General features: G+C 41.8%; 28 protein-coding genes, 1 tRNA gene and 3 pseudogenes. 2 read left to right on the top strand and 30 right to left on the bottom strand.

What is annotated here, in order from left to right:
• Positions 1-3: 3 nt before the first annotated feature.
• The 28 genes and pseudogenes from QMQ21_RS04580 to QMQ21_RS04445 all read right to left on the bottom strand — a co-directional run bounded on the left by QMQ21_RS04580 (position 4) and on the right by QMQ21_RS04445 (position 21,848).
• On the bottom strand, positions 4-480 hold the full coding sequence (locus tag QMQ21_RS04580; RefSeq protein ID WP_023937796.1) for a hypothetical protein: 477 nt from the start codon (positions 478-480) through the stop codon (positions 4-6).
• Between the two features lie 15 nt (positions 481-495).
• A complete protein-coding gene (locus tag QMQ21_RS04575; protein ID WP_000134981.1) occupies positions 496-774 on the bottom strand; it encodes a DUF7365 family protein in 279 nt (92 codons plus the stop codon).
• Positions 775-784: 10 nt separating this feature from the next.
• A complete protein-coding gene (locus QMQ21_RS04570; RefSeq protein ID WP_000036642.1) occupies positions 785-937 on the bottom strand; it encodes a hypothetical protein in 153 nt (50 codons plus the stop codon).
• Entirely contained in the window at positions 930-1,463 is a 534-nt protein-coding gene (locus QMQ21_RS04565) for a hypothetical protein (RefSeq protein ID WP_001105679.1), read from the bottom strand. Before QMQ21_RS04565 ends, QMQ21_RS04570 begins: the two co-directional genes overlap by 8 nt.
• Positions 1,460-1,666 (bottom strand): hypothetical protein, encoded by a 207-nt coding sequence (locus QMQ21_RS04560; RefSeq protein ID WP_000368698.1) that lies wholly within the window; start codon positions 1,664-1,666, stop codon positions 1,460-1,462. The genes QMQ21_RS04565 and QMQ21_RS04560 overlap by 4 nt, the downstream gene beginning before the upstream one ends.
• Complete coding sequence (locus tag QMQ21_RS04555; protein WP_261813976.1) at positions 1,659-6,281, bottom strand: tail fiber domain-containing protein; 4,623 nt, start codon at positions 6,279-6,281, stop codon at positions 1,659-1,661. The genes QMQ21_RS04560 and QMQ21_RS04555 overlap by 8 nt, the downstream gene beginning before the upstream one ends.
• A 4-nt stretch (positions 6,282-6,285) precedes the next feature.
• Entirely contained in the window at positions 6,286-6,636 is a 351-nt protein-coding gene (locus tag QMQ21_RS04550; RefSeq protein ID WP_000068022.1) for a DUF6711 family protein, read from the bottom strand.
• 8 nt (positions 6,637-6,644) lie between these two features.
• Positions 6,645-8,693 (bottom strand): phage tail tape measure protein, encoded by a 2,049-nt coding sequence (locus QMQ21_RS04545; RefSeq protein ID WP_284524092.1) that lies wholly within the window; start codon positions 8,691-8,693, stop codon positions 6,645-6,647.
• A gap of 1,321 nt (positions 8,694-10,014) precedes the next feature.
• Positions 10,015-10,557 (bottom strand): annotated as a pseudogene (locus QMQ21_RS04540) (hypothetical protein); the annotation flags it as partial.
• Entirely contained in the window at positions 10,544-10,894 is a 351-nt protein-coding gene (locus tag QMQ21_RS04535; protein ID WP_000478013.1) for a hypothetical protein, read from the bottom strand. The pseudogene QMQ21_RS04540 and the gene QMQ21_RS04535, both read right to left, overlap by 14 nt.
• A gap of 38 nt (positions 10,895-10,932) precedes the next feature.
• A complete protein-coding gene (locus tag QMQ21_RS04530; protein WP_001207822.1) occupies positions 10,933-11,313 on the bottom strand; it encodes a DUF6096 family protein in 381 nt (126 codons plus the stop codon).
• 4 nt (positions 11,314-11,317) lie between these two features.
• Positions 11,318-11,731 carry a phage tail tube protein gene (locus tag QMQ21_RS04525; RefSeq protein ID WP_000880679.1) on the bottom strand — a complete coding sequence of 138 codons (414 nt, stop codon included), beginning with the start codon at positions 11,729-11,731 and terminating at the stop codon, positions 11,318-11,320.
• A 2-nt stretch (positions 11,732-11,733) separates the two neighbouring features.
• Positions 11,734-12,102 carry a hypothetical protein gene (locus QMQ21_RS04520; RefSeq protein WP_000608236.1) on the bottom strand — a complete coding sequence of 123 codons (369 nt, stop codon included), beginning with the start codon at positions 12,100-12,102 and terminating at the stop codon, positions 11,734-11,736.
• A complete protein-coding gene (locus QMQ21_RS04515; RefSeq protein ID WP_007284942.1) occupies positions 12,099-12,614 on the bottom strand; it encodes an HK97-gp10 family putative phage morphogenesis protein in 516 nt (171 codons plus the stop codon). Before QMQ21_RS04515 ends, QMQ21_RS04520 begins: the two co-directional genes overlap by 4 nt.
• Positions 12,589-12,927 (bottom strand): hypothetical protein, encoded by a 339-nt coding sequence (locus QMQ21_RS04510; protein ID WP_261813974.1) that lies wholly within the window; start codon positions 12,925-12,927, stop codon positions 12,589-12,591. The genes QMQ21_RS04515 and QMQ21_RS04510 overlap by 26 nt, the downstream gene beginning before the upstream one ends.
• Positions 12,908-13,219, bottom strand: a complete 312-nt coding sequence (locus tag QMQ21_RS04505) for a phage head-tail connector protein (RefSeq protein WP_000021221.1) — start codon at positions 13,217-13,219, stop codon at positions 12,908-12,910. Before QMQ21_RS04505 ends, QMQ21_RS04510 begins: the two co-directional genes overlap by 20 nt.
• Before the next feature lies 1 nt (position 13,220).
• Positions 13,221-13,409 carry a hypothetical protein gene (locus tag QMQ21_RS04500; RefSeq protein WP_000669352.1) on the bottom strand — a complete coding sequence of 63 codons (189 nt, stop codon included), beginning with the start codon at positions 13,407-13,409 and terminating at the stop codon, positions 13,221-13,223.
• Entirely contained in the window at positions 13,399-13,581 is a 183-nt protein-coding gene (locus tag QMQ21_RS04495) for a Rho termination factor N-terminal domain-containing protein (RefSeq protein WP_000054935.1), read from the bottom strand. Before QMQ21_RS04495 ends, QMQ21_RS04500 begins: the two co-directional genes overlap by 11 nt.
• Positions 13,582-13,592: 11 nt before the next feature.
• Positions 13,593-14,435: a N4-gp56 family major capsid protein gene (locus QMQ21_RS04490; protein ID WP_261813973.1), complete on the bottom strand. Its 843-nt coding sequence runs from the start codon at positions 14,433-14,435 to the stop codon at positions 13,593-13,595.
• 5 nt (positions 14,436-14,440) lie between these two features.
• The gene (locus tag QMQ21_RS04485; RefSeq protein WP_001001558.1) at positions 14,441-15,010 is read right to left on the bottom strand and encodes a DUF4355 domain-containing protein; all 570 of its coding nucleotides are present in this window, start codon (positions 15,008-15,010) and stop codon (positions 14,441-14,443) included.
• 289 nt (positions 15,011-15,299) lie between these two features.
• Positions 15,300-16,850: a minor capsid protein gene (locus tag QMQ21_RS04480; protein WP_165852418.1), complete on the bottom strand. Its 1,551-nt coding sequence runs from the start codon at positions 16,848-16,850 to the stop codon at positions 15,300-15,302.
• A pseudogene (locus tag QMQ21_RS04475) lies at positions 16,759-17,214 on the bottom strand (phage portal protein); the annotation flags it as partial. The pseudogene QMQ21_RS04475 and the gene QMQ21_RS04480, both read right to left, overlap by 92 nt.
• 213 nt (positions 17,215-17,427) lie before the next feature.
• Entirely contained in the window at positions 17,428-17,961 is a 534-nt protein-coding gene (locus QMQ21_RS04470) for a hypothetical protein (protein WP_261813972.1), read from the bottom strand.
• Positions 17,962-18,095: 134 nt separating this feature from the next.
• Positions 18,096-19,109, bottom strand: a pseudogene (locus QMQ21_RS04465) (phage portal protein); the annotation flags it as partial.
• 11 nt (positions 19,110-19,120) lie between these two features.
• Positions 19,121-20,335 (bottom strand): PBSX family phage terminase large subunit, encoded by a 1,215-nt coding sequence (locus QMQ21_RS04460; protein ID WP_000182319.1) that lies wholly within the window; start codon positions 20,333-20,335, stop codon positions 19,121-19,123.
• Positions 20,325-20,819, bottom strand: a complete 495-nt coding sequence (locus QMQ21_RS04455) for a terminase small subunit (protein WP_000351059.1) — start codon at positions 20,817-20,819, stop codon at positions 20,325-20,327. Before QMQ21_RS04455 ends, QMQ21_RS04460 begins: the two co-directional genes overlap by 11 nt.
• Positions 20,820-20,879: 60 nt before the next feature.
• A tRNA-Trp gene (locus tag QMQ21_RS04450) sits at positions 20,880-20,950 on the bottom strand.
• A gap of 451 nt (positions 20,951-21,401) precedes the next feature.
• A complete protein-coding gene (locus tag QMQ21_RS04445; protein WP_023937167.1) occupies positions 21,402-21,848 on the bottom strand; it encodes an ArpU family phage packaging/lysis transcriptional regulator in 447 nt (148 codons plus the stop codon).
• A 129-nt stretch (positions 21,849-21,977) separates the two neighbouring features.
• Between QMQ21_RS04445 and mazE the strand changes: the two genes are divergently transcribed.
• Complete coding sequence (mazE, locus tag QMQ21_RS04440; protein ID WP_001098945.1) at positions 21,978-22,193, top strand: type II toxin-antitoxin system PemI/MazE family antitoxin; 216 nt, start codon at positions 21,978-21,980, stop codon at positions 22,191-22,193.
• Entirely contained in the window at positions 22,177-22,530 is a 354-nt protein-coding gene (locus QMQ21_RS04435; RefSeq protein WP_166732332.1) for a type II toxin-antitoxin system PemK/MazF family toxin, read from the top strand. Before mazE ends, QMQ21_RS04435 begins: the two co-directional genes overlap by 17 nt.
• 20 nt (positions 22,531-22,550) lie before the next feature.
• Here the strand turns inward: QMQ21_RS04435 and QMQ21_RS04430 are convergent, their stop codons facing one another.
• Together QMQ21_RS04430 and QMQ21_RS04425 are read right to left on the bottom strand one after the other, a co-directional pair.
• Positions 22,551-22,787 carry a DUF3310 domain-containing protein gene (locus QMQ21_RS04430; RefSeq protein WP_001067625.1) on the bottom strand — a complete coding sequence of 79 codons (237 nt, stop codon included), beginning with the start codon at positions 22,785-22,787 and terminating at the stop codon, positions 22,551-22,553.
• Positions 22,784-23,155: a YopX family protein gene (locus QMQ21_RS04425; protein ID WP_241146289.1), complete on the bottom strand. Its 372-nt coding sequence runs from the start codon at positions 23,153-23,155 to the stop codon at positions 22,784-22,786. Before QMQ21_RS04425 ends, QMQ21_RS04430 begins: the two co-directional genes overlap by 4 nt.
• Between the last annotated feature and the right edge of the window lie 6 nt (positions 23,156-23,161).

The raw sequence follows: 23,161 nt of genomic DNA, 5'->3' as shown, positions 1-23,161 counted from the left end.
GTGTTACACCTTTCCTAAATTGTAATAAAAGAGCAGGTCTGGCAATTCCTGACCTACTGGGCTCTCGCCTACAGTTCTACCTGCAAGCTGTTTTTCGACTTCTTTTGCAATATCCAGCTCTTTTAAAGCATGGACTTCTTCTGTAACCAATTCCTTATCTGAGGCGACTATCTTGATATGGACAGATTTATCACTAGGGAAAACATAGCCTCCAGCCGTGATTTCCAAGCGATAACTCCCAATCGGCAAGATAGCGTCCAGATGGAAACTCACACCTTGACTGGTAACAGCTACCTGCTTCTTCCACTGGTAGCCCTCCTTGGTCAGACTGATCAGCGCCTGCTCCCCTTCCAGAGAGGAGATGACTTGGTAGTCTTCGTCTAAGAGGGCAAAACCAAAGGTGGAAGCCAAGTCCCCTTGCTTAATCAGGTGACCGCCGTCAATCTGTGCGAGATTGGTCATATTGAGATTACAGACCATTCTGCACCTCTTTCTTTACTGTTTACTTTGTATCAAGGTTTTCAGTTCTCTCACATCTTCACCTAGCGATTTGACCTGTTCAGCCAGCACCAGAATAGCCTTGTTTTGTTCGTCATGGTTATCCAGTCTTTTGTTAGCCGACATTCGAAATTCGCGTAAGTTCTCAATGTCTTTTTCTATGGCTGTCATGCGATTTTCCTGCTTGGTTGCCCTGTCCTTCATGGAAAAGTACAAGACAACCACAGGAATCAGAGAAAAGAGAAACCGAATCAATAAGTGCTCAATCTCTGTCATAAACACCTCGCTAGTTTGCCAGATGGCTCAAACCACGTCGCTTCAATTCCTTGCGCACACGGTCTTTCCAGCGTTTATGTACCCATGAAAAGTCAACTGCTCCACGTTCCAGTAGGTTGATGTACATGTCGATTTTGGCTTGGTCTAGTGTAATCTTACTCATTGCTGCTACCTCCATTGTCTTCACTAGGGCTCTCTTGGTTTGTCGTTTCAGAAATGTCATCTTCTTTCTCGCTTTCTTTCTTATCTTCTACCGCTGGGGTTGGTTGTGCTTCTTCAGCTTGGTTTTCTGTGTCCGTAACCTGAGGGGTGTCCTCGTCGGTCTCCTCCTGGTCAGACTCTCCTTGAGCTTCCAGCTCCTCCAATCGCGCTAAGATATCCTCAATATCCTGAGCATTCTGGAGATTGACCTTCTGCATGCCATCCATGAGCTGGTTGGCTCTCTCCAGCGCTTCCGTCGTCTTAGCCAATTGTTCTTGGTTCTTGACAATGGCACTAGTCGGGTCCAGTTCGGTGCGAACCAATTCCAAAACCGCTTGGATAAGGGCGTCCTCACTATCCTGTGTGTGGTCACCTGGCAATTCGCACTGCTCATAAGAATAGCGCCCCTTGTTTTCCATCTTGATTGCGACAACTGTTACATTTTCCCCACCTTTCAAGTAGGGATTAATTGCTACTTCGTAATTCATTCCTTATTTCCTTTCATTTTAGCTTGCGTTTCGTCAAAAAGTTCTTTAAGCGCTGGGTCATATTCCAGCACCGCCTTAAAGGCCTGTAATTCAGCCAAAGCCAGCCTATGGTGTACATTTAAATGCGCATAGTTCAATTCGATATCAGCCAAACGGTCGACGAGTGACTCAGCGACTAGCTTGTCGATTGTGTGATTATCCATGTCTGTTCTCCATTTTTTCTATTTTTTGATTTAATTCTTGAATGGCCTTGATTAAGTAAGGCACCAATTCAAATGTGCGATATGAATATGCACCGTCAGGATTCTCATAGAATGCTTCAGGGGCATATTTCTGGACATCCTGAGCCATGATACCACATGAGATATCCTCAATTTGGCCATCGTATTCTTTACGATAGCTGTAAGTCTTCAGCTTTTCGATGACATCTAGACCAGATACTTGACTGTCTTGAATATTTGATTTATAGCGACGGTCTGAGATTCTTTTATTCATCTCAATCCAGTCGCTACCTCCGTTACCTTGTCTATTCAAATATAGCCAGGTACCTCCTTGTGAAGTATCTTTCCATAATTTATTATATATAGGTGAGTAAAGCCACTCACCGCCACTATAAGTGATACGACCAGACACCCTCAAACTACCATTTATCACTGCTCCATTTGAAAACGACGGTTGACTATAAAAATTCACTCTTGATCTATCCGAAAAGTCAACCCTACCGTGGAAATTTGCTCCGTTTCGGCAATGCATGTTTCCTAACGTTGTCACATACCAAGCATTGGGGCCAGGACTGTTCCAACTGTAACCCCAGTTCGCCCAAAATGCGGTATTTTCGCCATTGTAGCTTCCGCCTTCGCCGTTTCCCATGCCGACCGAGAATTGGTTGACACCAGAAATCCAGCGACCTCTTCCTTGAGCAAAACGACCAATTGTAAACCCTCCTATTTGACCCTGATAAGCTTCTAAGAAAGTCGAGCGATTCACAACTGATTCAATCTTAGTCGCAAAGATACGTTTAGAAGTTAGTTCTCCAATAAAGGCGTCGTTGGCAATAAGTTTTCGAATAAAGGCATGATCAAACTTTACCTTATCAGCTGTGACCGCTTCGGCAGCTAAAACAGCTGTCGTTACTGAACCTGATTCAAAATTAGCTGTCTTCAACTTATCAACCATGGCAGACTTGATGACTGCTCTGTCAATCAGGGTCTCGCCTGTTATATGGGTTAATTTCCCAGAAAGACGATTATGACCATTGGCTCCTAGATTGATACCCGAAATCAAATCACCTGCACTGTTGATGTTTTGAACCAACCAGGAGCCAGCTAGTTGAGTCATTTTTGTTTGCGTTGCTTCAAGCTTCTTATTCGCATCTGCGACTGCATCTTCTGGATGTGGTTGCCATGTTCTAGGTTTATAACCTTTGTACAAGTCAACTTCTGTAATATACAAATCAGCTGTTCCTGATGATGAGCCATTGTTCTCAAAACGAATGTAAGCATTATCCATTTCTCCGGAATTAAAAGTTACTGAGACATCTTCGCATCTAGAGGTAGATAGTTTCTTGCTGCTAACAACTTTCTTAAAGATTGTGAATCCATCGCTCTCGCCTGCTCTTCGTCCCAAAATATAAACATCATAGCTTGCTAGAGCACTGTTGTTAAATCCTCTAAAATTCAGTACATAGTCAGTATTTCGTTCAAGATTAAAACGGTGACTAGACAAAAAGTTTTTGTTTTTAGTTGCATTACTTAAACGCATAAGGTCTTTCTGCCCGTTGTGATAAAAGCTATGCTTAACCAATCTTCCTAAATTTTGAGTTGAGACCCATTTATTCGTATCATTTTTAAAATCACTATTCTTAATGAGGTTAGGGCCGCTTACACTATATTTCCCAACCTCAACCTGAAACAGTTGATTGGTCATAGCCATGCGAGCAACCTTATCCGCAATTCCATTTTCACTATTGCCCAAAATCCGCTCGTAAAGTTCACTGGTTTCCTTAACACGCTGGAAGTCAGTAGTCTCTACCTTACCTGCCAGTTGATGGGATAGGTTCGCAATGTTCCTGGTCATATCCTGCTTATAAGTTGTTATTTGGCTTGAAATATCCCTAAATGTCCCGTCGGCAGATTGACGATAGCTAGCTATTTGGCTAGTTATTTCTCTATTCGCACTCGTTTTAACTCCTTCAATTCTCCGATGAATCCCCTCCACGTCTTCTTGATAGCTTGATTTCCCTACATAATCTCTGGATATCTGCTCACGAACTGCTCTTGCTTGTCTCGCGCTCTCCTCACGAGTATAGCGCTGTAAGCTTTTCTGTCTTTGACCATCTTGAGCAACATAGGCCTGAACAGCCGACAAATCCGTTCGCAATTCCTGCGCTGTTCGCTCAAAGCTAGCCTTAGCTTGTGTGATGAGACCATTGGTGTCTTCAAGCGCTGGACTCCAGTCTGTCGCTAGGGTACCTTTTTCAAGTTTAATCCTACGAATGAAAATAGTTCCTCCGTATCCTAAATCTGAATTGAATAGGGTCATCTGTAGCTTGGATTCAGAGGGCGCATCCTCTTTAAAAAATACCGGACCTGTAAGCCTAAATCGCTGCCACTCCCTAGTCGCAGTGAACTCTTTTCGTCCCTCTATACCAAAGCCATTCGCCCCACCATGCGACATATGGAAAGGAAAAGAACCATCAACTTCATCGAGTTTACAATCAAACGAGAGAGTCCAAGTTGTCCCAATATCGGACTTTGAAAGATAGGGATCTAGATTATCAAACACAAAACCAAAACGAGACTGTTGAATTTTCTCGGAATCACGATAATAGTTCCGACCACCAACTTGCATATTTGAAAATTCTTCTCGTAATTTCCCTGCTTCAGCCCTAATCAATGTCTTATCTGCCTTGTCCTTGGTTGCGTTCAGGATTTCCTGACGGATAGAGCCAGCCTGCACCTCAAATTCAGCCTGACTCAACTTCTGATTTAGTTTGTTCTGCGTGTCTGTCTCAAGACTCTTCACAGATTGCCGGATATTCTCAGCAGTCACGTTGAGGGAGCTGATATCCGCTTTGGTTCTGAGACCTTCAGTCAAACGCCTCACTCCAGCATCAAGCGCATCAGCGCGCTGATTAAAACGAGAGGTCATTGTTGAAATACGAGTAGAGCTCTCTTCTTGTATACGGTCTATCTGACTCGTCAGAGTCTCTGCTGTTTGCCTGACTTCTGATTTGTTAGCTTTCCCTTCCATTCTGTTCGTCAGTGCAGTTAGCCTGCCTTTAGTCGTCTCTTCATATCTTGCCTGAGAGCTTCTGACTCCAGCCAAGTCATTCTTTATCTGACCGAGAGCTTGAACTTGTTTGGAAATGTCAGTTTTAAGTTGCCTTTGCTTGGAGCTTATATCATTGGTAACTGTCTGCTTTAGAAGATTCAAATCACCCGACAAAGCCGTCTGAGCACTCCTAGTCTGCGACTTAAACGCTTCAAGTCTAGCAACAGAATCCAGCCCAATCTGCTTGGCTTCCTGAGCAAGAGAGCTACTTGCGCCAGCTTGTCTCAAAGCTTCCTCAGCCTTGCGCCTTGATTCTCGTAAAGGTTCATCATGAAAGCTATTGAAACGCTGATTGATAGTGTCAGACACTTCTTGCTTGACTTCTTCCGCCTTAGCCTTGGCAAGTTCTACTTGATCGTTAAAGTCCTTTTTGATTTTGTCGACCTTTTGGTCAAAATCTTTATCTGCTGCTTCAATCTGCGCTTGGATTTTGGCTTCAATGCCATCTTGTTGCTTAATCTGCTTGGTAATCGTACCCTCGTAAGAATACTGCGTATCATTTCCAGCTTTACTATCTGCGCTGATACGACCTCTTAGACCACCTTTGAAAGTAAAGCTCTGACTTAAGACAGGAACTTTAAAGGTTTCTTTCTTGTTGGTCTGAATGGTTACCCACTGCCCAACCTCAAGCAGTAAATGCCCTTGGTAGTTGAGATTATACGGATAGTAAGTCAGGTTTTTCAGCTTGTAATACAGGTCATTTAAAGCGCTCTGGGTCATGAAGACATTGTCTAGTTCCAAAGACCGACCTGTCTTCATACCAACCGTAAGAGGCTTCTTATCTGTCTTACAAGTAATACCAGCTATCTGATACTCAATCTCACTCTTGGTTAAACCATGTAGGAAGTAACTGTCTGCGTTTATCGTGATATTTGACTCAGTTAAATCACGGATTTCCATCTTCCCTTCTCGGTTGAAGAAACAAGACATCCCTATCATCTGAGTCATAGCGCTCAGCATATCCCTAAAGGAAAGTTTCTTTCCTTCAGGAACTTGCTCGACATGGTAACGCATCGCGCTGATTCCGAAATAGTCATTCGCTAACTCAATGCCTGTTTTCAGGCAGATTTCCTGAATAACCTCTCGTACTTCAGCTGGGAAATGCAAATCTGTCACATACTCACGATTGAGCTTAAACATACCATCCATAAGTTCAAGTGTGGTTGTGTTGCGGTTTCGGTCAATCTCAATATCGTTGATGAAGTATTCCCCCATCTTGACCCACTGGTAGGTATCCCCAACCAGTAGACCAATCTCAGGGTGCAGGGTATCCAGCTTATTGAACGTGGTAATGATACTGGTAAAGGTAATTTTACCGCTACCAGCGCAGGTTCCACCAGGCTTATAAGTATCGCCCTTGATGTAGCCATACTCAAAACTAGCCTCTTTGATATCCCGTGAAGTATAATCACCAACACGAATAGTCAGCGTCCTTTCCTTGGCAAACATGGCTCTGTCAAATTGTCGTCTGGTTAAAGCATCCATTTTCTTACCTCTCTACCAGATTAAATTTAGCGCCAGACCAAGGTTTAAACTTCTCAGTAAAGCTATAGCTAGGAGCTGTCCTATCACCGACGTAGAAAGTCTTTGTGACTTGCCCATCCATGGGGTCTGAATAAGATACCTCAAAAAATTCAGATGATACAGCATGTAAAAGCTGACTCATTTCTTCCTGAGTCAGCATGCCCCATTCACAGTCTAGTTTTCGCTTAGTCGTGATACGGTCACGCACCATGTCGCCATTGGCATTACGCCCTGTTTCTCCATCGATATCTTGAATACCGACCTGAAAAGATTTGGGAGGCTTCACAGCCACCCCATTGATTGTCAATTGTGCCATTTAACCTCCTAAATCTTGAGCAAGGTTTGACCTGCTCGTTCATGTTCCTTGTTAATTTCTTGGATAGCTACCCGTCCGAACTCATGGCCTGCGATTTGGATAACGATGTCGCCAGCCGGTAATGAATAACCTGTAGGTACATTATTAGCAGGCATTCTTTCAGCCAGTTTTTGAGCCAAGATAGAAATCCATCCTGTATTCCGTTCAAGAGGCATTACCGCTTCTTGACCAGCTTCTCCGACCCCAATGATGCTAGGAGAGTTGAATACACCGCCTCGTGCATACCAATCTACAGAGAATGATGGAATTCTAGGAGGCATCAAGCTGAAGCTACCAGATATATTAAAGTGAGGGAGTTTGATTTTTGGTAAGCTCCAATCAAAGTTAAAGAAGCTTTTTAGTTTATCGATACCACTTTTAACGATGTTTTTAGCATTATCCATTGCATCATTAAACAGATTCTTGAACCAGTTGGGGATTTCTTTCAAGGCATCTTGCATATTTTTCCATCTATCACCAAACCAAGAACCGATTTTTTGGAAAGGATTCTGAGTTTTCTTTTTTGCACTCTCAAATTTCTCTCCAAACCATGTATCAGCTTCTTTTACTCCATCTTTGATATCATTCCAACGGTCACCGAACCAAGAGCCAACTTTTTCAAAAGCTGAGTTCACTTTATCCCTACCGGACTTGAATTTATCACCTAACCAAGTGTTTGCTTCGGCAAGCGCATCTTTAGATTCGTTCCAACGGTCACCAAACCAAGAGCCCAACTTGCTAAATGTATTGCTTATTGCATCCCATCCTTGCTGGAACTTCTCGCCAAACCATTGACCTATTGGCTCAAAGATTTCTTGGAGTTTCGTCCATAGACCGCTGAAAAATTCGCCGATAGCTTGACAAATACCACTGATAAAATCACATAGTCCTTGCCATGCTGTTTTAGCAAACTCAACAACAGTGTCCCAATTTTGGTAGAGCAAGACACCAATAGCAATTAAGGCTGCGATTGCTGCAATAACTAAGGTTATTGGACTTGTCAAAACTGCTAACGCTGCATTAAAAGCCCATGTTGCAGCTGTAGCGACTCCTGCTGCCACAGAATGTGCAAATTCCGCCGCGGTTGCTAATCCCATTTTCGCTGTATGAGCAGTCCATGCTAGAGCTGATTTACCAAGTTCTAAAGCAGTTTTCCCTAGCTGTGCAATTGTTTTACCTGAATTGACTACAAAGTCTTTTGCATACAATGCATTCAAATAGATGGTTTCTCCGAAGCTGACCAATTTATCAAATGTCAAAGCTTTTAAAGCTAGTCCAAGATCTTTAATTCCGCTAACAATAAATGAAACCTTACCACTTAATAATTCGAATGCTCCTGCAAGTCCTCCAGCTTGTTCCGCCCAAGACAAGAACTTAATTCCTTGCCACACGGTTGCAAGCGTACCAATCGCATTAGCGATCGTGGAGATAATCTCTTTATTTTCTTTACACCAATCTGAAAAAGCAGTAAAACCATCAGCTACTAGCTTGATTGTATCAGCTAGTAACTTCAATGCCTCTAGTATGATACCACCTACTAAATCAGCGACAGTTTCAATACTTATACCGAATGTGTTAGACAAGAACTCTGCAAAAGGCTTCCAACTTCCTTCCCAAAGTATTTGAATAATATCAATTAGCCCATTAAAAGCATTAGCAATAGAGTTAATAGCAGGGACTACATGTTCATCATAAACACGACTTAAGCCATCGCCAAATTTGTTAACAGACCTTTCAATGCTCTCAAATACAGGCGCAACAGTATCTAATAAACTTTGGAAGACTGATGAAATTTTAGGAGCGCTTGTCACAACGACTTTTTCAAAACCTTTAAACAAACTTCCTGCTAATTTGCTACCGACTTCAACAATGGTAGATGTCAAGCTTAATAGAGTTGACACAATAGCACTACCTATACGAACCGCACCGGTTGAGGTAATGACGTCGTAGAAAGCACTAGAAAAGGCCTGAGCGATGTTTCCTACTGCCTCTGCAATGTTACCAATATTATCAAACAAAGCGACTAGCGCCCTGGTAATGCGTTCTTTTTGCCTTCCAAGACCATTTGCAATACTTTCGGCAAGGAAAACACCGATACCTAGACCGATAGTAGCTATTGAGCCTGTCACTTGCCCTAAAGCATAAGCGATTTTCTCAGCCATTCGGTTAAAGGCATTCACAACTCTTGGATCAGTAGCGATTTCTCCCATTGTCTTAGCTATTTGGTCTAAGGCGGTCTTAATGCGTTCAATACCTTCTGGTCTAAATGCTGCATCAAAACCTTTCTTGAAGAGGTCAAACAACCCTTTGAGCTTATCTCCAAGTCCATCAAAAATGCTCTTGAACTGGTTGTCCATGTCGGTCAACTCGACTTCTGGCAAGATGTCTTTGAAAGGTCCGCCACCGCCTCCCTTTCCTTTACCACCTTTGCCACCGCCTCCAGAACCGCCTGCATCATCGTCTTTTGGTTTTTGTAAGATGTTAATCTCATCAAATCCCAAAAGACCTAGCAACTCTTTAGCGGCCTTCTTAGCGTTTTTGGCTGAGTCTCCAAGATTATCAGCAAGTCCTCCTGCTGAATCTCCAGCGTCGTCTACTGCATCAGCAAGATCTCCTGCACCTCCTGCAGCATCCTTCATGGCGTTACCCATGTCTCCAACCGCTCCACCAACACCATCTTTCACTGTTGCTTTCTTGTTGAACATCAAAGCGATAAACTCAGCGAGTTTAGCCGTCACGTTCTTCAAAACCATAGCAAAAGAGTTCAAGACAGGCATAATGGCATTGATAATCGGTAACATAGCATTACCCAGATTCAATGCACTATCTTTCATCAGCGACTTAAACAAGCTGATACGCCCATTTACAGAATTGGATAAGGTATCACCATATTTGGCTGTAGCCTGTTCTAGGATAGCCATTAGGCGGATTTGTTGCTGGGTTTGGTAGTCTAATTGTTGCCAACTTTGCCCGTTTGCGAACTTCTTAAAGGCTTCAGTAGACTCAATCATAGCCACATTAACGTTGATTCCTAGGTCTTCTCAATAATGTTATCGCATGGCTTTTTATCCATACTTCTTACAATTTCTTGTAAGTTCGGCATATATTTTCACCTACAACCGAATTGTCTAGGTGCTCACCACTCGTGGGGATATTTTATTCTATACTTTTTGACAAAACAAAAAGCACAGGTTCAATCCCTATGCTCTACGGTGACCAAGCCTTTTTAATTGCTTAGTTTACCTCGGTATCGTCATGTTTTAATTACTTAAAATTTAGAGTTTTACCGATTTTGGTAAGTTCTTAATCCGCCTATTTCTAAGCGGTGCGACAAAAGTCTATCGCTTCCGTATTCCCTAGCAAACCTGAGCGAATCCGCTCCATAACGTCTGTAATCGTGCGCCCAGAACCTTCAGCAACAACTGCCGACGTCTGCAACATCTTAGCAGTATAAGCGCTTAGCTTGTTGGTGTCTTTGATAAATCCAGAAAATAAGTTTGAGTAGACTGCACCATAGTTAGTAGCCTCGCCCACACCCATATTCATGGCATTAGCGTTATCGTTAACCCATTTTAAGAAAGATTGCGAACTCTCACCCATCTGGCGCTTAATTTGGTTCATAGCCGCTGATACTTCAAGAGCTGTCTGCGTTGAATACATCCCAACATCAAGCAATTTCTTACCAAGGATTGCAAAACCAGCAAACTTAGCCAGCTTGCCAAACGCGCTACCGATTGAGCTCGACTGTTCACGAATTTTGGCAGTGGCATTCTTCACTTGGTCAGATGTTCCTTTGACCTGATTCTCGACTTCTTTCATCTTCTTCCTGAAAGGCGCTATCTCAGCGTCAATCATGACCTTCAATTCGTCAAGAGTTGCCATTCATTTCCTCCTTCCTTTTTCGATTATGTCTATCTGCAAAATCACGCATCCGTTCCTTATGCAACAAAAGCGCTTGTCTCTGTCGTTCCTGTTCTACTGCTTGTTGTTCTTCTACAAACAACTCAGGCGCATATTCCCAGAACTCAAAAACCTTGGCATCTTTGGATAACAATAAAGAAACGTGATTGGAAATCATCTGCGAAAGTCTGTACGAGTCAATAATCTTCTCTTTACGCTCTTGGATTTTGACACGGTTGTAGCTTTCAATCATTTCCCTGATTTCAAGCACCGTTAAATCCCAAAAATCAAGAGGCTTACCCCCGATGTCCAAAAACATAGGATAAAGCCTCTCAATAATCTGCGTTACCGTTAAGATTACTCGACTACTGTCATTTTCTTCTTGGAAGTTTTCTTGCCCTTGCTTCCTCGTGGAGTAAAACCCGACACTTCAAAGAGTGGCATTAAAACCTCTGTCATGAAGGTTGTTTGGTCTCCACCATTATCCACGTATTCATCGTATAGATCGTAGACATCCTCAAGAGAATACCCATTCTCATACTTTTGCAAAGCTCCATGAATCAAGAGCAATACAACTTTTAAAGGAGGCAAAGGAAACTCTTCGCCAGCTTCAGGCATGAAGATTTTCAGTAAGTTCATACCGATTTTTTCTTCAACTTTTGCTGCTTGATGAGATGAAAGTCGTAGTTTTAACTCTTTCTCATCGCTAATCTTCCAAATTGAGTAAGGTAACGCCATTTAATTAACCTCCAAGACCGTCTGTAAATTCCAATTCTGACTGCAATGCAATCTTAAGTGTGAACTCGATAACGGCATTGACACCGCCACCGCCCAGTTTAACAGATACTTGGCCTTCAAAATTGACCTTAGTACCGTCTGGATAAGCTTGTTCAAAGTAGAGTTTCTTCTTGTCGTCTGCTGCCTTACGCAATACACGGTAAGGAGCAGTTTCGCTTGAATTGTTATAAGAGAACTTGTACTCCAATTCCCCTGCATCACCAATACCAAATTCGTACTTCTTAACTTTATCTTCAAGAGTAGTGTTCTCTACTTTTTCAGGTTCGATACCAAACTCTGGTACTTCTTTCAATCCAACAAGCTTAGTATAGCTACCTTTGGTTTCGCTATAAGAAAGCGTAATTCCGTTTGCTAACATGTTTAATTCTCCATTCTAAATTGAAAAACAAGCTCTGAGTGTAAGTCAACAACCCCTTCAAAACGCATGACCTTATGTCTCAAATGGGACGGGTCTGGCACGTCTTGGCAGTCGGTTCTTCGTAAACCTAAAGACTCAAAAATCTGATTGATTTTAACAGCTAACTCACTAGTGCTTGTATCATCAAAGATATCCACCTTGTAGCGGATAGAGGATTTTTGTTCCTGGTCATCAAACCAATCACCCGGCTTGTTTTGTTCTTCCAAAAAAATAACGACTGGAAAAGTCTCCCAATCGCTAGGATACGTATCAGTCACATTATCTGCAACCTTTTGCAATTCTTTATAAATAACAGGCTTGATATTAATCATTTTATTTGTTCTCTTATCTTTCTACGGACATAATCCGAAATATTCTTAGACACACGCTCTTGATTGTCTCTCAAAGCTGGATAAAGATAAGGCTGAGCAGGTTGACCATACATCTTGTAGAACTCCCCAATCTTTTGAAAGTGGTAAGGCCCTACATTGATTTGGTCTTCATGCACATACCACGGACTAGAGCGATAAGTCACGCTGACTTCTGGAGAGATACCAGAATGGCTAGCCTGACCCTTGGGTCCTGTTCCAAACTCAACATAAGGAGCATAGTGTAGATTTGTGTAAACCTCACCTATAGCCTTATCTCCGTCCATTTTAACCCTAGTCTTGATACTGTTTCTAAGTTCTCCATTGTTGCCTGGTGCTAGTCTTTTAGCATCAGCTTGGACAACCTTTATAGCAGCATTGTGTACCGCACGTAAGACGATATCCTCGCCAGTTTTTTTACTAGCCAATCGTCTACATTTAGCTATGAGCCTATCTGCCCCTCGTAGCTCTGACACGCTCTAACTCCAAAACTTGATGATATGTGTAGACCTTTTTAGAGATAACCCTGTGAGTCACTTCCGTCGGGCTATCGATACACACACCATCTTTCACTTTGATAGTAGCTGACTTGTTGGCATTTGCGTTCAAAATGTCGTTGACACGCTCGCCATACAATTCAGACTGTAGTTTACTACTAGCTGGCCACAACTCAAGACGGATTGTCTCAACTTCCTTGACATATCCTTCTTTTGCGACACCTTCCTCAGTGACAGTCTTTTCAAACCGTCGCATTGGATAAGGTTTCAGTCTACTCTGCTTCAAAAACATGGCCTGCCACCCTTGCTAGCCTGTGCATGCGTATTCGCTGTAGAAGACCCGTAGACAGGCCTTTTTCTCCGTAGACTACTGCTATACCACCTTCGGTTCTAGAACGCTCTCCTTCCGCTCCTGAGCGGTTGTGGAGCTCGATAGCAACCTCAGGTATCAAAAGACTTAAAGCAGGTGTCAAAGATGTGCGATTAGTCTCTGACAAGATAAGATTTGTAGCCCTCGTTTGGAGCAACATGAGAAGCTGAGTATCTTCTTCGCCTGTTAATTTCTTCAGCAACTCTATAGACATATCAATCCTCTTCTAAGAACTCAGGTTCAGGGAGGATTTTCTCAAGAACATCTGAGATAGCAACGCCGTTGCTGGCAATATTGTCAGCCAGCTCAACATAGCGCTCCTCAGTAATCTCAAGTTCCCCTCCTGCCAGTCGTTTCACATTTGATTCCCAATCATAGAAATCTTGTTTGATTTTAAATTTCACTTTTTAAATCCTCCAGCACCTCTACAATTTCGGCTTTTGATAACTTATAGGCGCCAGCTATGCCAGCTTCTTTGGCTAGATTCTTCAACTCTTCTAGAGTCTTATTCTCTAAATCAGAATACTGGCTAACCTGCTCCTCTTGGATATAATGACGTCGTAGCAATAAGCTCATATCGTCACCTCTTACTCACCGAATTTTACAACTCGTGTAGGGTCGTATAGGTAAACACCATAGTGTTCATCGCCAGTGATAACCGTTGTCTTTTTAAGGATGTCACGGTCTGTTTCGATAGCCACATCACGTTTTAGCATGATAACAAACGCACCATATTTGTTGGCATCGTCTGTCTGAGTTTGGCTAGGAGAGACTTTGACGATAAAGCCTTTACCTTCATCAACTTTTTTAGAACGGACGATTTGCACACCAGCAACTTCACCAAAGGTCCCAGAAACAACCATATTTGCTCCAAGCTCTGAACCTTTAGTCCATTCTTTTGCTACGTCAGTTTTTAGCTTAGTAGCATCTTTAGGGTTGATGATAGCAACATACTGTGCATCTTCTTCATCCTCAAAAATATCAAGAGCCTTATCAATTGCCTCAAGAGTTGTTGGAGTTTCTGCAACGTGCTGTGTTGCAGTCTTAGCCACCGCTACCAAATCATCATCAATCTTGTTAGCAATAGCCAAACCAAGCTGGTAAGTGGCTTGACCTAGTGGGTCACCAAGACCTGACAAAAGAGCTTCATCGGTAATTTCATAACCTTTAGCAGCCTTTTTGATGGTCATAGTAGTCTTTTTAGTAGTCAATTTGTCTGGAGAAATAGCTTGACCTTCTCCAACCTCAGTCGCATCTCCTGCGTACTCCCATGCTGGAACTGTTAGAGTGTTCCCTGGTTGTCCTTGGAGTGCTGTTTCCACATAAGCAAGTGGAGTAAATTTAATCAATTTAGGTAGTTTAGCGGAAACCATGTCCGCCATCACTTCTGGGTTAACCATAGTGGCTAGTTTAGTTTGTCCTGCTGTCATTTATTTTAACCTTTCAATTTCTTATAGAGTTCTGGGTTCTTTTGATAGAGTTCATTTCGACTCTGATAACCCATGCGAGCAAATTCTTCTTTTGTGATACCGTCACTATCGACTGGTGCTTGCTTCATTGGAGCTCCGCCTTTTAGCTTTTCTTGTACGCCTTTTTGCACGGCTTGTTCCCATGATTTCTGTAATACAGCGACAGACTGCGATACCGTCTCTGCGCTTGTCAAATCAACTACATTCACTAACTCAACAGGTAAGTCACGTTCACTTAGCATTGCTTTAGCCTCTGCGGTCAATTCCTTACGAGCAATAGCCTTTTCACGGTCAGCTAGTTCTTGCTCACGCTGATCCAACTGATATTTCTGTTTTTCATCAGCGTTCATCTTAGCAAGCTTCTTAGCTTCGTTTTCCTTGGCTTCTTGCTCTGACTTCCACTTGGCAAACTTCTTATCGATGATAGCATCGACATCTGCGTCCGTGTACTTCTTCTCGTCTTGCGGTTGTTGTGCAGGTTCTGCAGGTACCTTTTGTTCTTCAACCGTTTCGACTGTTTGTGTTTCTTCGTTCATTGCGAACCTCCTATTTTTAAAGTCGTCCCCGACTGTAATTTCCATAGCTTTTAGTGTCTTCAATGCTTGGACAATATAAAAACCGTACGGGATTCCATACGGTTAGGGCATAAGAAAACCGCCTCGATTTCGATGCGGTTTATAGTGGTTTATTGCAACAAAAAAGCGCCTAGATTACTATCTAAGCGCAAGATAGGCAGGACTGTCGGGGCTCCTGCATTTCTCGACCCACTATAAGTGGCGCGTTGGTGACAGATTCTCAACCTCTATCTTTACCAAAAGTATAGCACTATTTTTCCTTTTTGTAAAGCGTCAACATATTTTTTCCATTCTTTTTAACTTGACGAATCCCCACCTTGTTAAAGTGAATGACTAGCATTTCATCTCGTGGCACCATCACCGCTTCCATAATGACCTTATCTTTGTTAGGTATTTTTACATATGAAATAATTGATTTTTCAACCCTCTCTGAATTATCTAGAATCAAATAAGGTTTTTGAACTGCCTCTTTTATTAACATAAACTCATCTAAGGAATACTGTTGTCCATGTCTCACTAATGAAGTAGCTAAACTGCTAACATCTATATAAGCAGAACTTACTCCTATCAATTTGGTTATATCACTCGAAAAATTACCTAATTCATATTCAGATTTTAGTAAGCCTACGAGTTGTTCTTTCGATAATCCACCCTTCCCAATTTCATCCCATGCGTTACTAACATCAGAAAACAATTTTTGGGTATTATATCTTGAAACGGTTTGGTCACTTTTCTTGTAATCTTGTATTTCATTTTTTACATCTTTCGCAACATACTTGCTATACCACTCTTTATAAGTCATATCAGCAGGTACTAGCTCGGTCTTACCTGTCTCTGGATTCCTTGCTCTGCGCTTCAACTTGCTGTAGTCTGCGTCCTCGTCGTATGCGACAGTAGTAGACCTACACCAAGGGTGCATAGGCGGACAATTGACGCCAGGGGTAGCCTTATCCCTATCATAGACCTTATTATCGTGCTCTTGGCAGATATGTGATGTACGCTTGTCTAAGACGGCTACAAAGATATACTTCTCTATGTCTGCTTCTTCATAGCTGAGTAGTTCCATTTGGTTATGAAAAAAGGCTGATTCTGTCCGAACCAAACGCCTCGCATCATTCTGACCGACATCGAATCGTTCAGCAATTGCTTGTGCCGTTTCTCGTGTTCCTCTTCCTGTCATGAGGCTCATGAGTAGTTCATCTTTTATGCTAGAAGTAAGCTTCCCCGTATTCTTCCAGATGTTTGTTGAGTAGGTACTTCCATCTCCTACCCAACTAAAAGACTGTAGATGTTTAATCTCGCTCTCAGGAAGCCCAGAAAAGCCATATGCCAGCCCTGTCTGCTGTTGCAGGTCAAAGGTAGCCTTGTAGTAACTATCCTTCATCAGGTCGCTATAGAAGGCGTCTGAGCCCGTCTTCTCTGAATGATAGATAGATTCACGCATACGATCTAAATCATCACTCAAACGCTCTAGGCGCTTCATACGAAAAGAATAAGCTGGGCTGTCTAAGTCAGCTAGTAATCTTTGGATGTTCGGGGCATTCGGTCTTGCTTCAAGTACTTTACGAAGTTCATTCAGATTTTTCTTGTCTTTCATGTTCTTCAAAACTTGTCTAGCGTCTACCTGACTTAGACCATAATCACGTTGGAACTTATCAAAAATCTTATTGACTTCCTTATCCAAGTAAGTCTTGGCTTCCTGATAGACCTTATCGAACTGGTCTGCCTGCTTTTCGGCCTTGTCCATCTGCTGGTAAATCAGATTGGCTTTCCTCTTCGCCCAATACTCCTGATTCTTCATCCTCTACCTCGTCTTCGGGTTTCGTGTTGTCTTTGTTGAACATCGACATGTCTTCCATGTTCTTCTTTTTCTCTTCTTCCAAGGCTTCCAGCTCAGCGTCAGGGTCTTCCACAAACGGCAAGAGAGAAATAAGCTGCCTATTGGTCACTTTACCTTCCAAATTGTTCACAATCTGAGAGATTTCCAGCAAGTTTTTGGGCAAACCACGGCTGAATTGTGGAACGATTGAATGAGACTCTAGTGCAATCTGTTTCATACCCAAGTAATGAGCAAAAATCGCAATACGCTGTCTTAATCCACGCTTGTAGTTCGCTTCCTTGGTCTTGGTAATCATCTCAAGGCCCATTAGCTTGAATTCCATAGCTCAATTTTGTTACCGTAGAGGCTCTTTATCCTCTACTTCTTACGGTTTCCCGTAAGTTCAGACTATCTCTTCACCCTTATCAGGGTGTCGGATTTCGTGGATATTTCTGCATATAAAAAAAAAACGATACTATGTACCGTTTCTCACTTAGCTTACTCTATCTAGTCGTTAAACCTTACTGATATTTCTACCAGCAGTGGTAATTGATTAGCTTCAGTAATATGTCACAAATCTCCCTTTTTCATCTCGAACAATTGTCTTACCAGACATGTCCACACCTTTTGAAAATTGTCTTAAATCGTATTTTTTATAATTCAATAAGATATCATCTATTGTTTCATCATTAACGATTATATCATCTCGTTTTATGGAACGATAATATCTGTAGACAAGAGTTGAAAAAGAAATGTTGTTTTCTTCAGATAATTTTTTTAGATAGTCTCTCAAGATATATCCCTTATACTTAACGTTATCAGAACGATTACGTTTATTTGTATGTTCAGGAACCCACCTACAATTACTTGGTGAGTAGTCTTTGTCATTACCTATCCTATCTAATTGCAAACCAAATTCTACTCCGTTTTGCATTGCCCAACTTCTGAACTTAGCTACATCACTAAATTCATCAGAAACACCTATTCCACGTTTCCCATACCATTTATAAGCCCAATGTTTTTCATCATAACACCTTGCTAACATAGAGTAATAAACTTGATTTAGATGTTTGTGCATTTTATCTTTTATCATTCATCTTCTCCTAGATTATTATACTCTTATTATACCATAACAGAATATAAATATCTAGGTTATTACTGTTTTGCGCCTTCCAATTTTAACCCGATTTATTACCTCAAAGTTACCTTTGAGGAGGGCAACTATTTCACCCCCGAAGTATTCCCTGCGAAATTCTCATCAGTCAAATTAGGCACATGGCTAAATGTGTAGATGTCCTCTTTAAGAGCTGTACGCAAGATTTCAGTAGCACTTTCGTCCAGCGTATTCTTCAAGAACTCAGCCCTTGCACTATCGCCCGGCAATTCCAAAAGACCTTCTTCAGAAAGAATCTTCATTGCTACCTTAGCGTCTTCTGGAGTGTCTGCTAACTGCGTGCCATACAAGACAAGTATAGACTCTACAGCCTGTTCCTTATCATTGACACGATTCCCCATCAAGGAATTATAAGCGTCTATCAAGCTAATTTGTTGCTCATAGTCACCAATTGCAAAGTGATTGTTGCGATATTCGATAATTGGGATTTGCCCAAGGTTGTGAGGGGTTACCTGCTCATTCTGAGTTGTTCCTGAATCTGTACTTCTCAGCACCATGTGATAGTGCAGATTTTCGGTAAAAACCTCAGCCTGGTACTTGGTAGTGTCTTTCGTATCGTCTTTTACTTCATAGTAATAGACCGCAAACAAAGGCTTCCGCTCAATGCTATCATCGTAGACCATGAAGGTGTTTTCTGGGTCAATACTAGTTGAGTCCAACTCAGTCAATCCCTCTTTAGCATAGATGTACTCGTAAGCACGACCATAGATGGCCATGTTCAAAGCATTCTGAGCATCTACTTGGTCAATCTCAGCGCCATCAAAGGCTGTAAGTAGTTCATCGATATCACCTTCAGCAGTGTTATTGTACTTGATAGGATTGCCCATAAAATAGCCCGTAGCCGTGTCTGCGATATCCTTGGCATGATTAGCTACCGTCTTGTAATTCGGTGCGTTCACGTTGCGTCTCGTGTGTTCTAAGATAGCATGCTCACCCAAGTAGTAGCTTTTAAGCTTCTTCAAACGTGAGCCTTCAGTGCTATGCTTCGTTATCAATTTATAAATCAGGTCTTTCTTCAAAGAACCTTCATCATATCCATCCCGTGGATAAGTTAAATATTCGTACATGTCTTTCCTCTCTATAGACCATAATCAGAACGCCTGCGGACAGTTGCTTTTGGTTGCGAATGTTGCGAGTAAATCGCATAACGCACCGCATCTAGTACGTCGTCATTCTCTTTCACTGGTTCGCCTGTCTTTTCGTTCCAGATGTATTGGTAGACTTCATCTTTGAACTTGCTGACCTTGTTTGATACAACAAAAAAACGCCCAGCTTTCATCAGCTTGGCTACTTCTTCAATACCAGACAATACCGCTTTATTAGCGTTGAATGTTCTTAATTGCTCTCTTTGAAATCTAGCAACGTGTTCAGGTCGTGCACTGTCTGCCCAGAACGTAATATTCCCGTATCGTTCCTTGATATTCTTAGCGAGGTCTACCCAAAAATCTATCTCTTTGTACTGATGAGCGTGTTCCTCTAACAGATAAGCTGAACCGCCAGATGTTTCTCCAATGACAACAATAGAGCCAAAGTGTTCATATCCCCAGTCAACACCAGCATAGACTTTAGTGATATCTTCTGGTACGTTATCTACAACCATATTCTCGCTAAAATCACGATAGACGACGCCCTCACCAGTCACCCACAGACCAAGAATATCTCGGTCATAAAATACACCAGCTGGTGTCGCATTCTTGATATTCTCTCGGTATCTGTCAGACATGAATGTATTATCATCTAACTTAAAATGAAAGTCGATGATCATATCGTCTCCAGAGTTGATATAATCCCGTCTGAGCCAGTGTGTCGGGATGTCTGGGTTGCTATCCCAAACAATCCTAGCACCCTCTCCTGAGCAACGTGAGATGATTTCCTTGAATACTTGTTCGTTAGCAAGAGATGCCTCGTTTACATAAGCTCCAAAAGCAGTAAAACCACGGGCGCGTTTTAAACCAGATATAGAACCGGTGTAGACTTGAACTACCTTGACACCGCAAAGGGTAAAAGCTCCGTGCTTATCGTATTTAGGTTCAATATCAAACATGTTATACAGCTCCTGAATGATATTGTTTTGTATCGATGTTGAAGATGTTCCAGCTAAGATATACATCGGCTCATCTATGTTTAATCTATCCGCTGTTTCTCTCACTCGTGCAATCTCATTCATGAAGACCATGTTGTTTAGAACAGTTTTACCTGAACGTTTTGCACCATGGAGACCACAGATAAAAAAATCATCATTCAATACTCGTGTAAGCACTTCTTCTTGTCGCTTTGTAAATTTATTTGTCATCAAAAGCACCTCTCAAAGCCTTGGCGAAGTCTATCAATTTATCGTCTTGTTCATTATCCACACCGATTTGTGATTTAAGTTTTTCGATTTCAAGTTCTAGTTTCTCAGCTTGTTTAGCAGTCGGATAACGCTTCAATATTTCAGCTATCGCTTTAATAACTGTGTTATTATCTGCCTTTTTCGTAACTCTATCCACCTCACCAGTGACAGGGTTCATCATCAAAACTTCCTCAAGTCGCTGGCCTCTTGCGATGTCTGAGAGAATTGAAAGAGCCTCTTTAGCACTCAAAATATTTTCATCATGCATTTTTTCAGTTTCGGTTTGTATAAACGTTTTAATGCTTGCATTTTCTAGCAATTTACTAGCAGTTGTTTTAGCATACGCTTCACTATAACCAGCGAATATTGCGGATTGATAGACATTACCAGTCCTCAAATACTCGCTTGCAAACATCTTTTGTCTTTGGTTTAACCCAATGTCCATCACCACCTTTCAAACAATCAAAAAAAGCCACACGATGTGCGACCTTTTCAAGACCTCTCACAGGCTTTGCAGGAATCGAACCCGCGATAACAGTTTTGGAGACTGTTGTGTTACCGCTACACTAAAAGCCTTTTTTTAAATGCAAGACGACTACTACCTTGCGTGTGTATTAAATTTTGACTTCTTTTTTATTTTTTGTAGTCTTTACAACCTCTGAGGGAATCAAACCCTCTAGCTTATAACTTACCTAGGATATAAGTAGCTACGAAACCATGCGAGGTTCGGTCGCTTCTGCAACCATTTTTAAGTTAATGAGTGATATATGAATGCTAAGCCTACTGCCTACCCCATTCTGGGACACAAACACTCAAATGACAGCAGCTGGAATCGAACCAACTGGTCTAGCAGTAAAACGCACGTTTGGTAAAAGTTTCAAGGAGACCCAAACAACCTGCTAACCTGTCCTTACTGTCTAAGAGACCGAAGCCTCGGAAAAATATAATAAAGTATAAAGGAGACGTCAATTGACCTATCACTTGACAATACTATTTTACCATGTAAAATAAGCCATTTCCTAGCAATTTACTTGCAAATATCTCCCAAAAATTTACGAAAGACAATCAGCTTACCTTTTCGATAGGCTTCCGCAAATTCCAAAGCACCTCTACTAAGCATGCGATAGAACTCACTTTCAGAATAGCCTAAGTCCATATAGATAGCCTTGTCTGATAATTGGATTTTCATATCCATGTACTTCTTTGCTATAACCTGCCGAACGTATGGATCCATAATGCAGTTCACAGCTCTCTCAATTTCCAAAACCTCTGCCTCTGCATCCACATGTTCGATAACCATATTCTCAGTGGCTGTGTTCTTACCAGTAAACGTCTTTGGTTCAAATGAGTAGGTCGTTGTAATTTTAGGCAAATACTCAGCGCCTGCCATTCGGACATACGAGCGATAATTCTCTAGAACGTCATATACATTTTTTTTGGTAAATTGCACGTCAACGCTTTTTAATAACCTCACAACATCGCTCCTTTATGATATAATATTTTTAGCGAACATATCACAAAGGAGTCAGCTGTGCTGGCTTTTTTCTTGCTTTGTTCCGTTTTTATATGTATACTGTATGTATACAAAATAAAGGAGAAACAAATGAATACTGTTAAAACTCGTAAGGTTGGGAACTCTGTCACTGTGACCATTCCGAAAACACTCAATGTTCCAGAAGGTCAGGAAATGTTTGTCTACAAGGGTGTAGATAATGTCATTGTCCTTGCTCCAAAAATTCCAGACCCATTTAGCGGCGATGCAGACCTACGCATGGAAGATGACTTTGAAGGGGTAAAATTCCTTGACAGCGAAATATGATTACATTCCAGAAAAACAGGACATCATCTGGATTGACTTCGACCCGTCTGTTGGACGTGAGATTCAGAAACGCCGTCCTGCTATTGTCGTCTCGCGTAGAGAATATTCGGAGCGGACTGGATTTGTGGCTGTATGCCCTATCACACACGGTCAAAGCAGACTAGAAGAACAAGACCTGCTCGTTCCTGTGCGTTCCAATAAGGTAGATGGCTCTGTCAATCCACTCCAACTCTATACTTTTGACTTTAGAGAGCGCAAAGCTCAAAAAATCACAACCATGGATACAACCAGTTTTCAGAAGGTTGTCCAACTCTACAACTTCATCTTTGAAGCCTAGTCCTTATGGATTGGGCTTTTTTAGTTCTTCTCTAATTCCTCAATCAACCAATCAAGGTTCTTACGTGCTTTCTTCAGGTCTTCCAGACCGTTTTTCTTTTGAAACCGTAGCATATACTTGATTGCGTTGCCCCAAAAGAAAGCAGACGCTCCGGAAAGGCTCCCAACGAAGTTATGCACAACATCGATAGCCTCAAGACCGTTTGCACCTTGGTAGTGGCTTGGTTTGTTTATATTGTCAATTATTTCTGGGTTCATTCCTTATCCTCCAAAAGTTCTGGGTTTTCGTAGATGTTGCCAACGACTCTATAAGAGTAACTTTCATCGCTAAGAATTTCATGAAAGGGCGCAATATCATCTACACTTATTGCTTCTATCATAAAGACAGCTTGCTCATTATCCCAAGTCAATTTTGCATTCCCAAGGACTTCTCCTTCATCTTGAATTTCAAGAACATCCCCCTCAAAGATTTCCTTGCCGTTCTTATCCTTGAGTCCTGTTGATTGCATGATACATTCATAATCATCAAAATGTAACCAATCTTTTTTCTCTTCAATCCAAATGATAGGACAAGTCCAGTTTTCATCACTTAGATCACAATTGCCTACCATGACTTTGTAATTCATTTCTTT

Source organism: Streptococcus bouchesdurhonensis (assembly GCF_948472335.1).
The sequence above is the reverse complement of the archived record's forward strand: the minus strand, read 5'-3'. Positions and strand labels throughout refer to the sequence as shown.

Coding starts and splice junctions, on each gene's coding strand:
- QMQ21_RS04530 (WP_001207822.1), bottom strand. CDS start 11,313: ATGGCGTTACCTTACTCAATTTGGAAGATTAGCGATGAGAAAGAGTTA.
- QMQ21_RS04455 (WP_000351059.1), bottom strand. CDS start 20,819: ATGGACATTGGGTTAAACCAAAGACAAAAGATGTTTGCAAGCGAGTAT.
- QMQ21_RS04490 (WP_261813973.1), bottom strand. CDS start 14,435: ATGACAGCAGGACAAACTAAACTAGCCACTATGGTTAACCCAGAAGTG.
- QMQ21_RS04480 (WP_165852418.1), bottom strand. CDS start 16,850: ATGAAGAATCAGGAGTATTGGGCGAAGAGGAAAGCCAATCTGATTTAC.
- QMQ21_RS04460 (WP_000182319.1), bottom strand. CDS start 20,335: ATGACAAATAAATTTACAAAGCGACAAGAAGAAGTGCTTACACGAGTA.
- QMQ21_RS04425 (WP_241146289.1), bottom strand. CDS start 23,155: ATGAATTACAAAGTCATGGTAGGCAATTGTGATCTAAGTGATGAAAAC.
- QMQ21_RS04560 (WP_000368698.1), bottom strand. CDS start 1,666: ATGGATAATCACACAATCGACAAGCTAGTCGCTGAGTCACTCGTCGAC.
- QMQ21_RS04570 (WP_000036642.1), bottom strand. CDS start 937: ATGAGTAAGATTACACTAGACCAAGCCAAAATCGACATGTACATCAAC.
- QMQ21_RS04525 (WP_000880679.1), bottom strand. CDS start 11,731: ATGTTAGCAAACGGAATTACGCTTTCTTATAGCGAAACCAAAGGTAGC.
- QMQ21_RS04470 (WP_261813972.1), bottom strand. CDS start 17,961: ATGATAAAAGATAAAATGCACAAACATCTAAATCAAGTTTATTACTCT.
- QMQ21_RS04535 (WP_000478013.1), bottom strand. CDS start 10,894: ATGTTTTTGGACATCGGGGGTAAGCCTCTTGATTTTTGGGATTTAACG.
- mazE (WP_001098945.1), top strand. CDS start 21,978: ATGAATACTGTTAAAACTCGTAAGGTTGGGAACTCTGTCACTGTGACC.
- QMQ21_RS04485 (WP_001001558.1), bottom strand. CDS start 15,010: ATGAACGAAGAAACACAAACAGTCGAAACGGTTGAAGAACAAAAGGTA.
- QMQ21_RS04510 (WP_261813974.1), bottom strand. CDS start 12,927: ATGTTTTTGAAGCAGAGTAGACTGAAACCTTATCCAATGCGACGGTTT.
- QMQ21_RS04575 (WP_000134981.1), bottom strand. CDS start 774: ATGACAGAGATTGAGCACTTATTGATTCGGTTTCTCTTTTCTCTGATT.
- QMQ21_RS04495 (WP_000054935.1), bottom strand. CDS start 13,581: ATGAGCTTATTGCTACGACGTCATTATATCCAAGAGGAGCAGGTTAGC.
- QMQ21_RS04555 (WP_261813976.1), bottom strand. CDS start 6,281: ATGGATGCTTTAACCAGACGACAATTTGACAGAGCCATGTTTGCCAAG.
- QMQ21_RS04550 (WP_000068022.1), bottom strand. CDS start 6,636: ATGGCACAATTGACAATCAATGGGGTGGCTGTGAAGCCTCCCAAATCT.
- QMQ21_RS04505 (WP_000021221.1), bottom strand. CDS start 13,219: ATGTCTATAGAGTTGCTGAAGAAATTAACAGGCGAAGAAGATACTCAG.
- QMQ21_RS04430 (WP_001067625.1), bottom strand. CDS start 22,787: ATGAACCCAGAAATAATTGACAATATAAACAAACCAAGCCACTACCAA.
- QMQ21_RS04520 (WP_000608236.1), bottom strand. CDS start 12,102: ATGATTAATATCAAGCCTGTTATTTATAAAGAATTGCAAAAGGTTGCA.
- QMQ21_RS04580 (WP_023937796.1), bottom strand. CDS start 480: ATGGTCTGTAATCTCAATATGACCAATCTCGCACAGATTGACGGCGGT.
- QMQ21_RS04565 (WP_001105679.1), bottom strand. CDS start 1,463: ATGAATTACGAAGTAGCAATTAATCCCTACTTGAAAGGTGGGGAAAAT.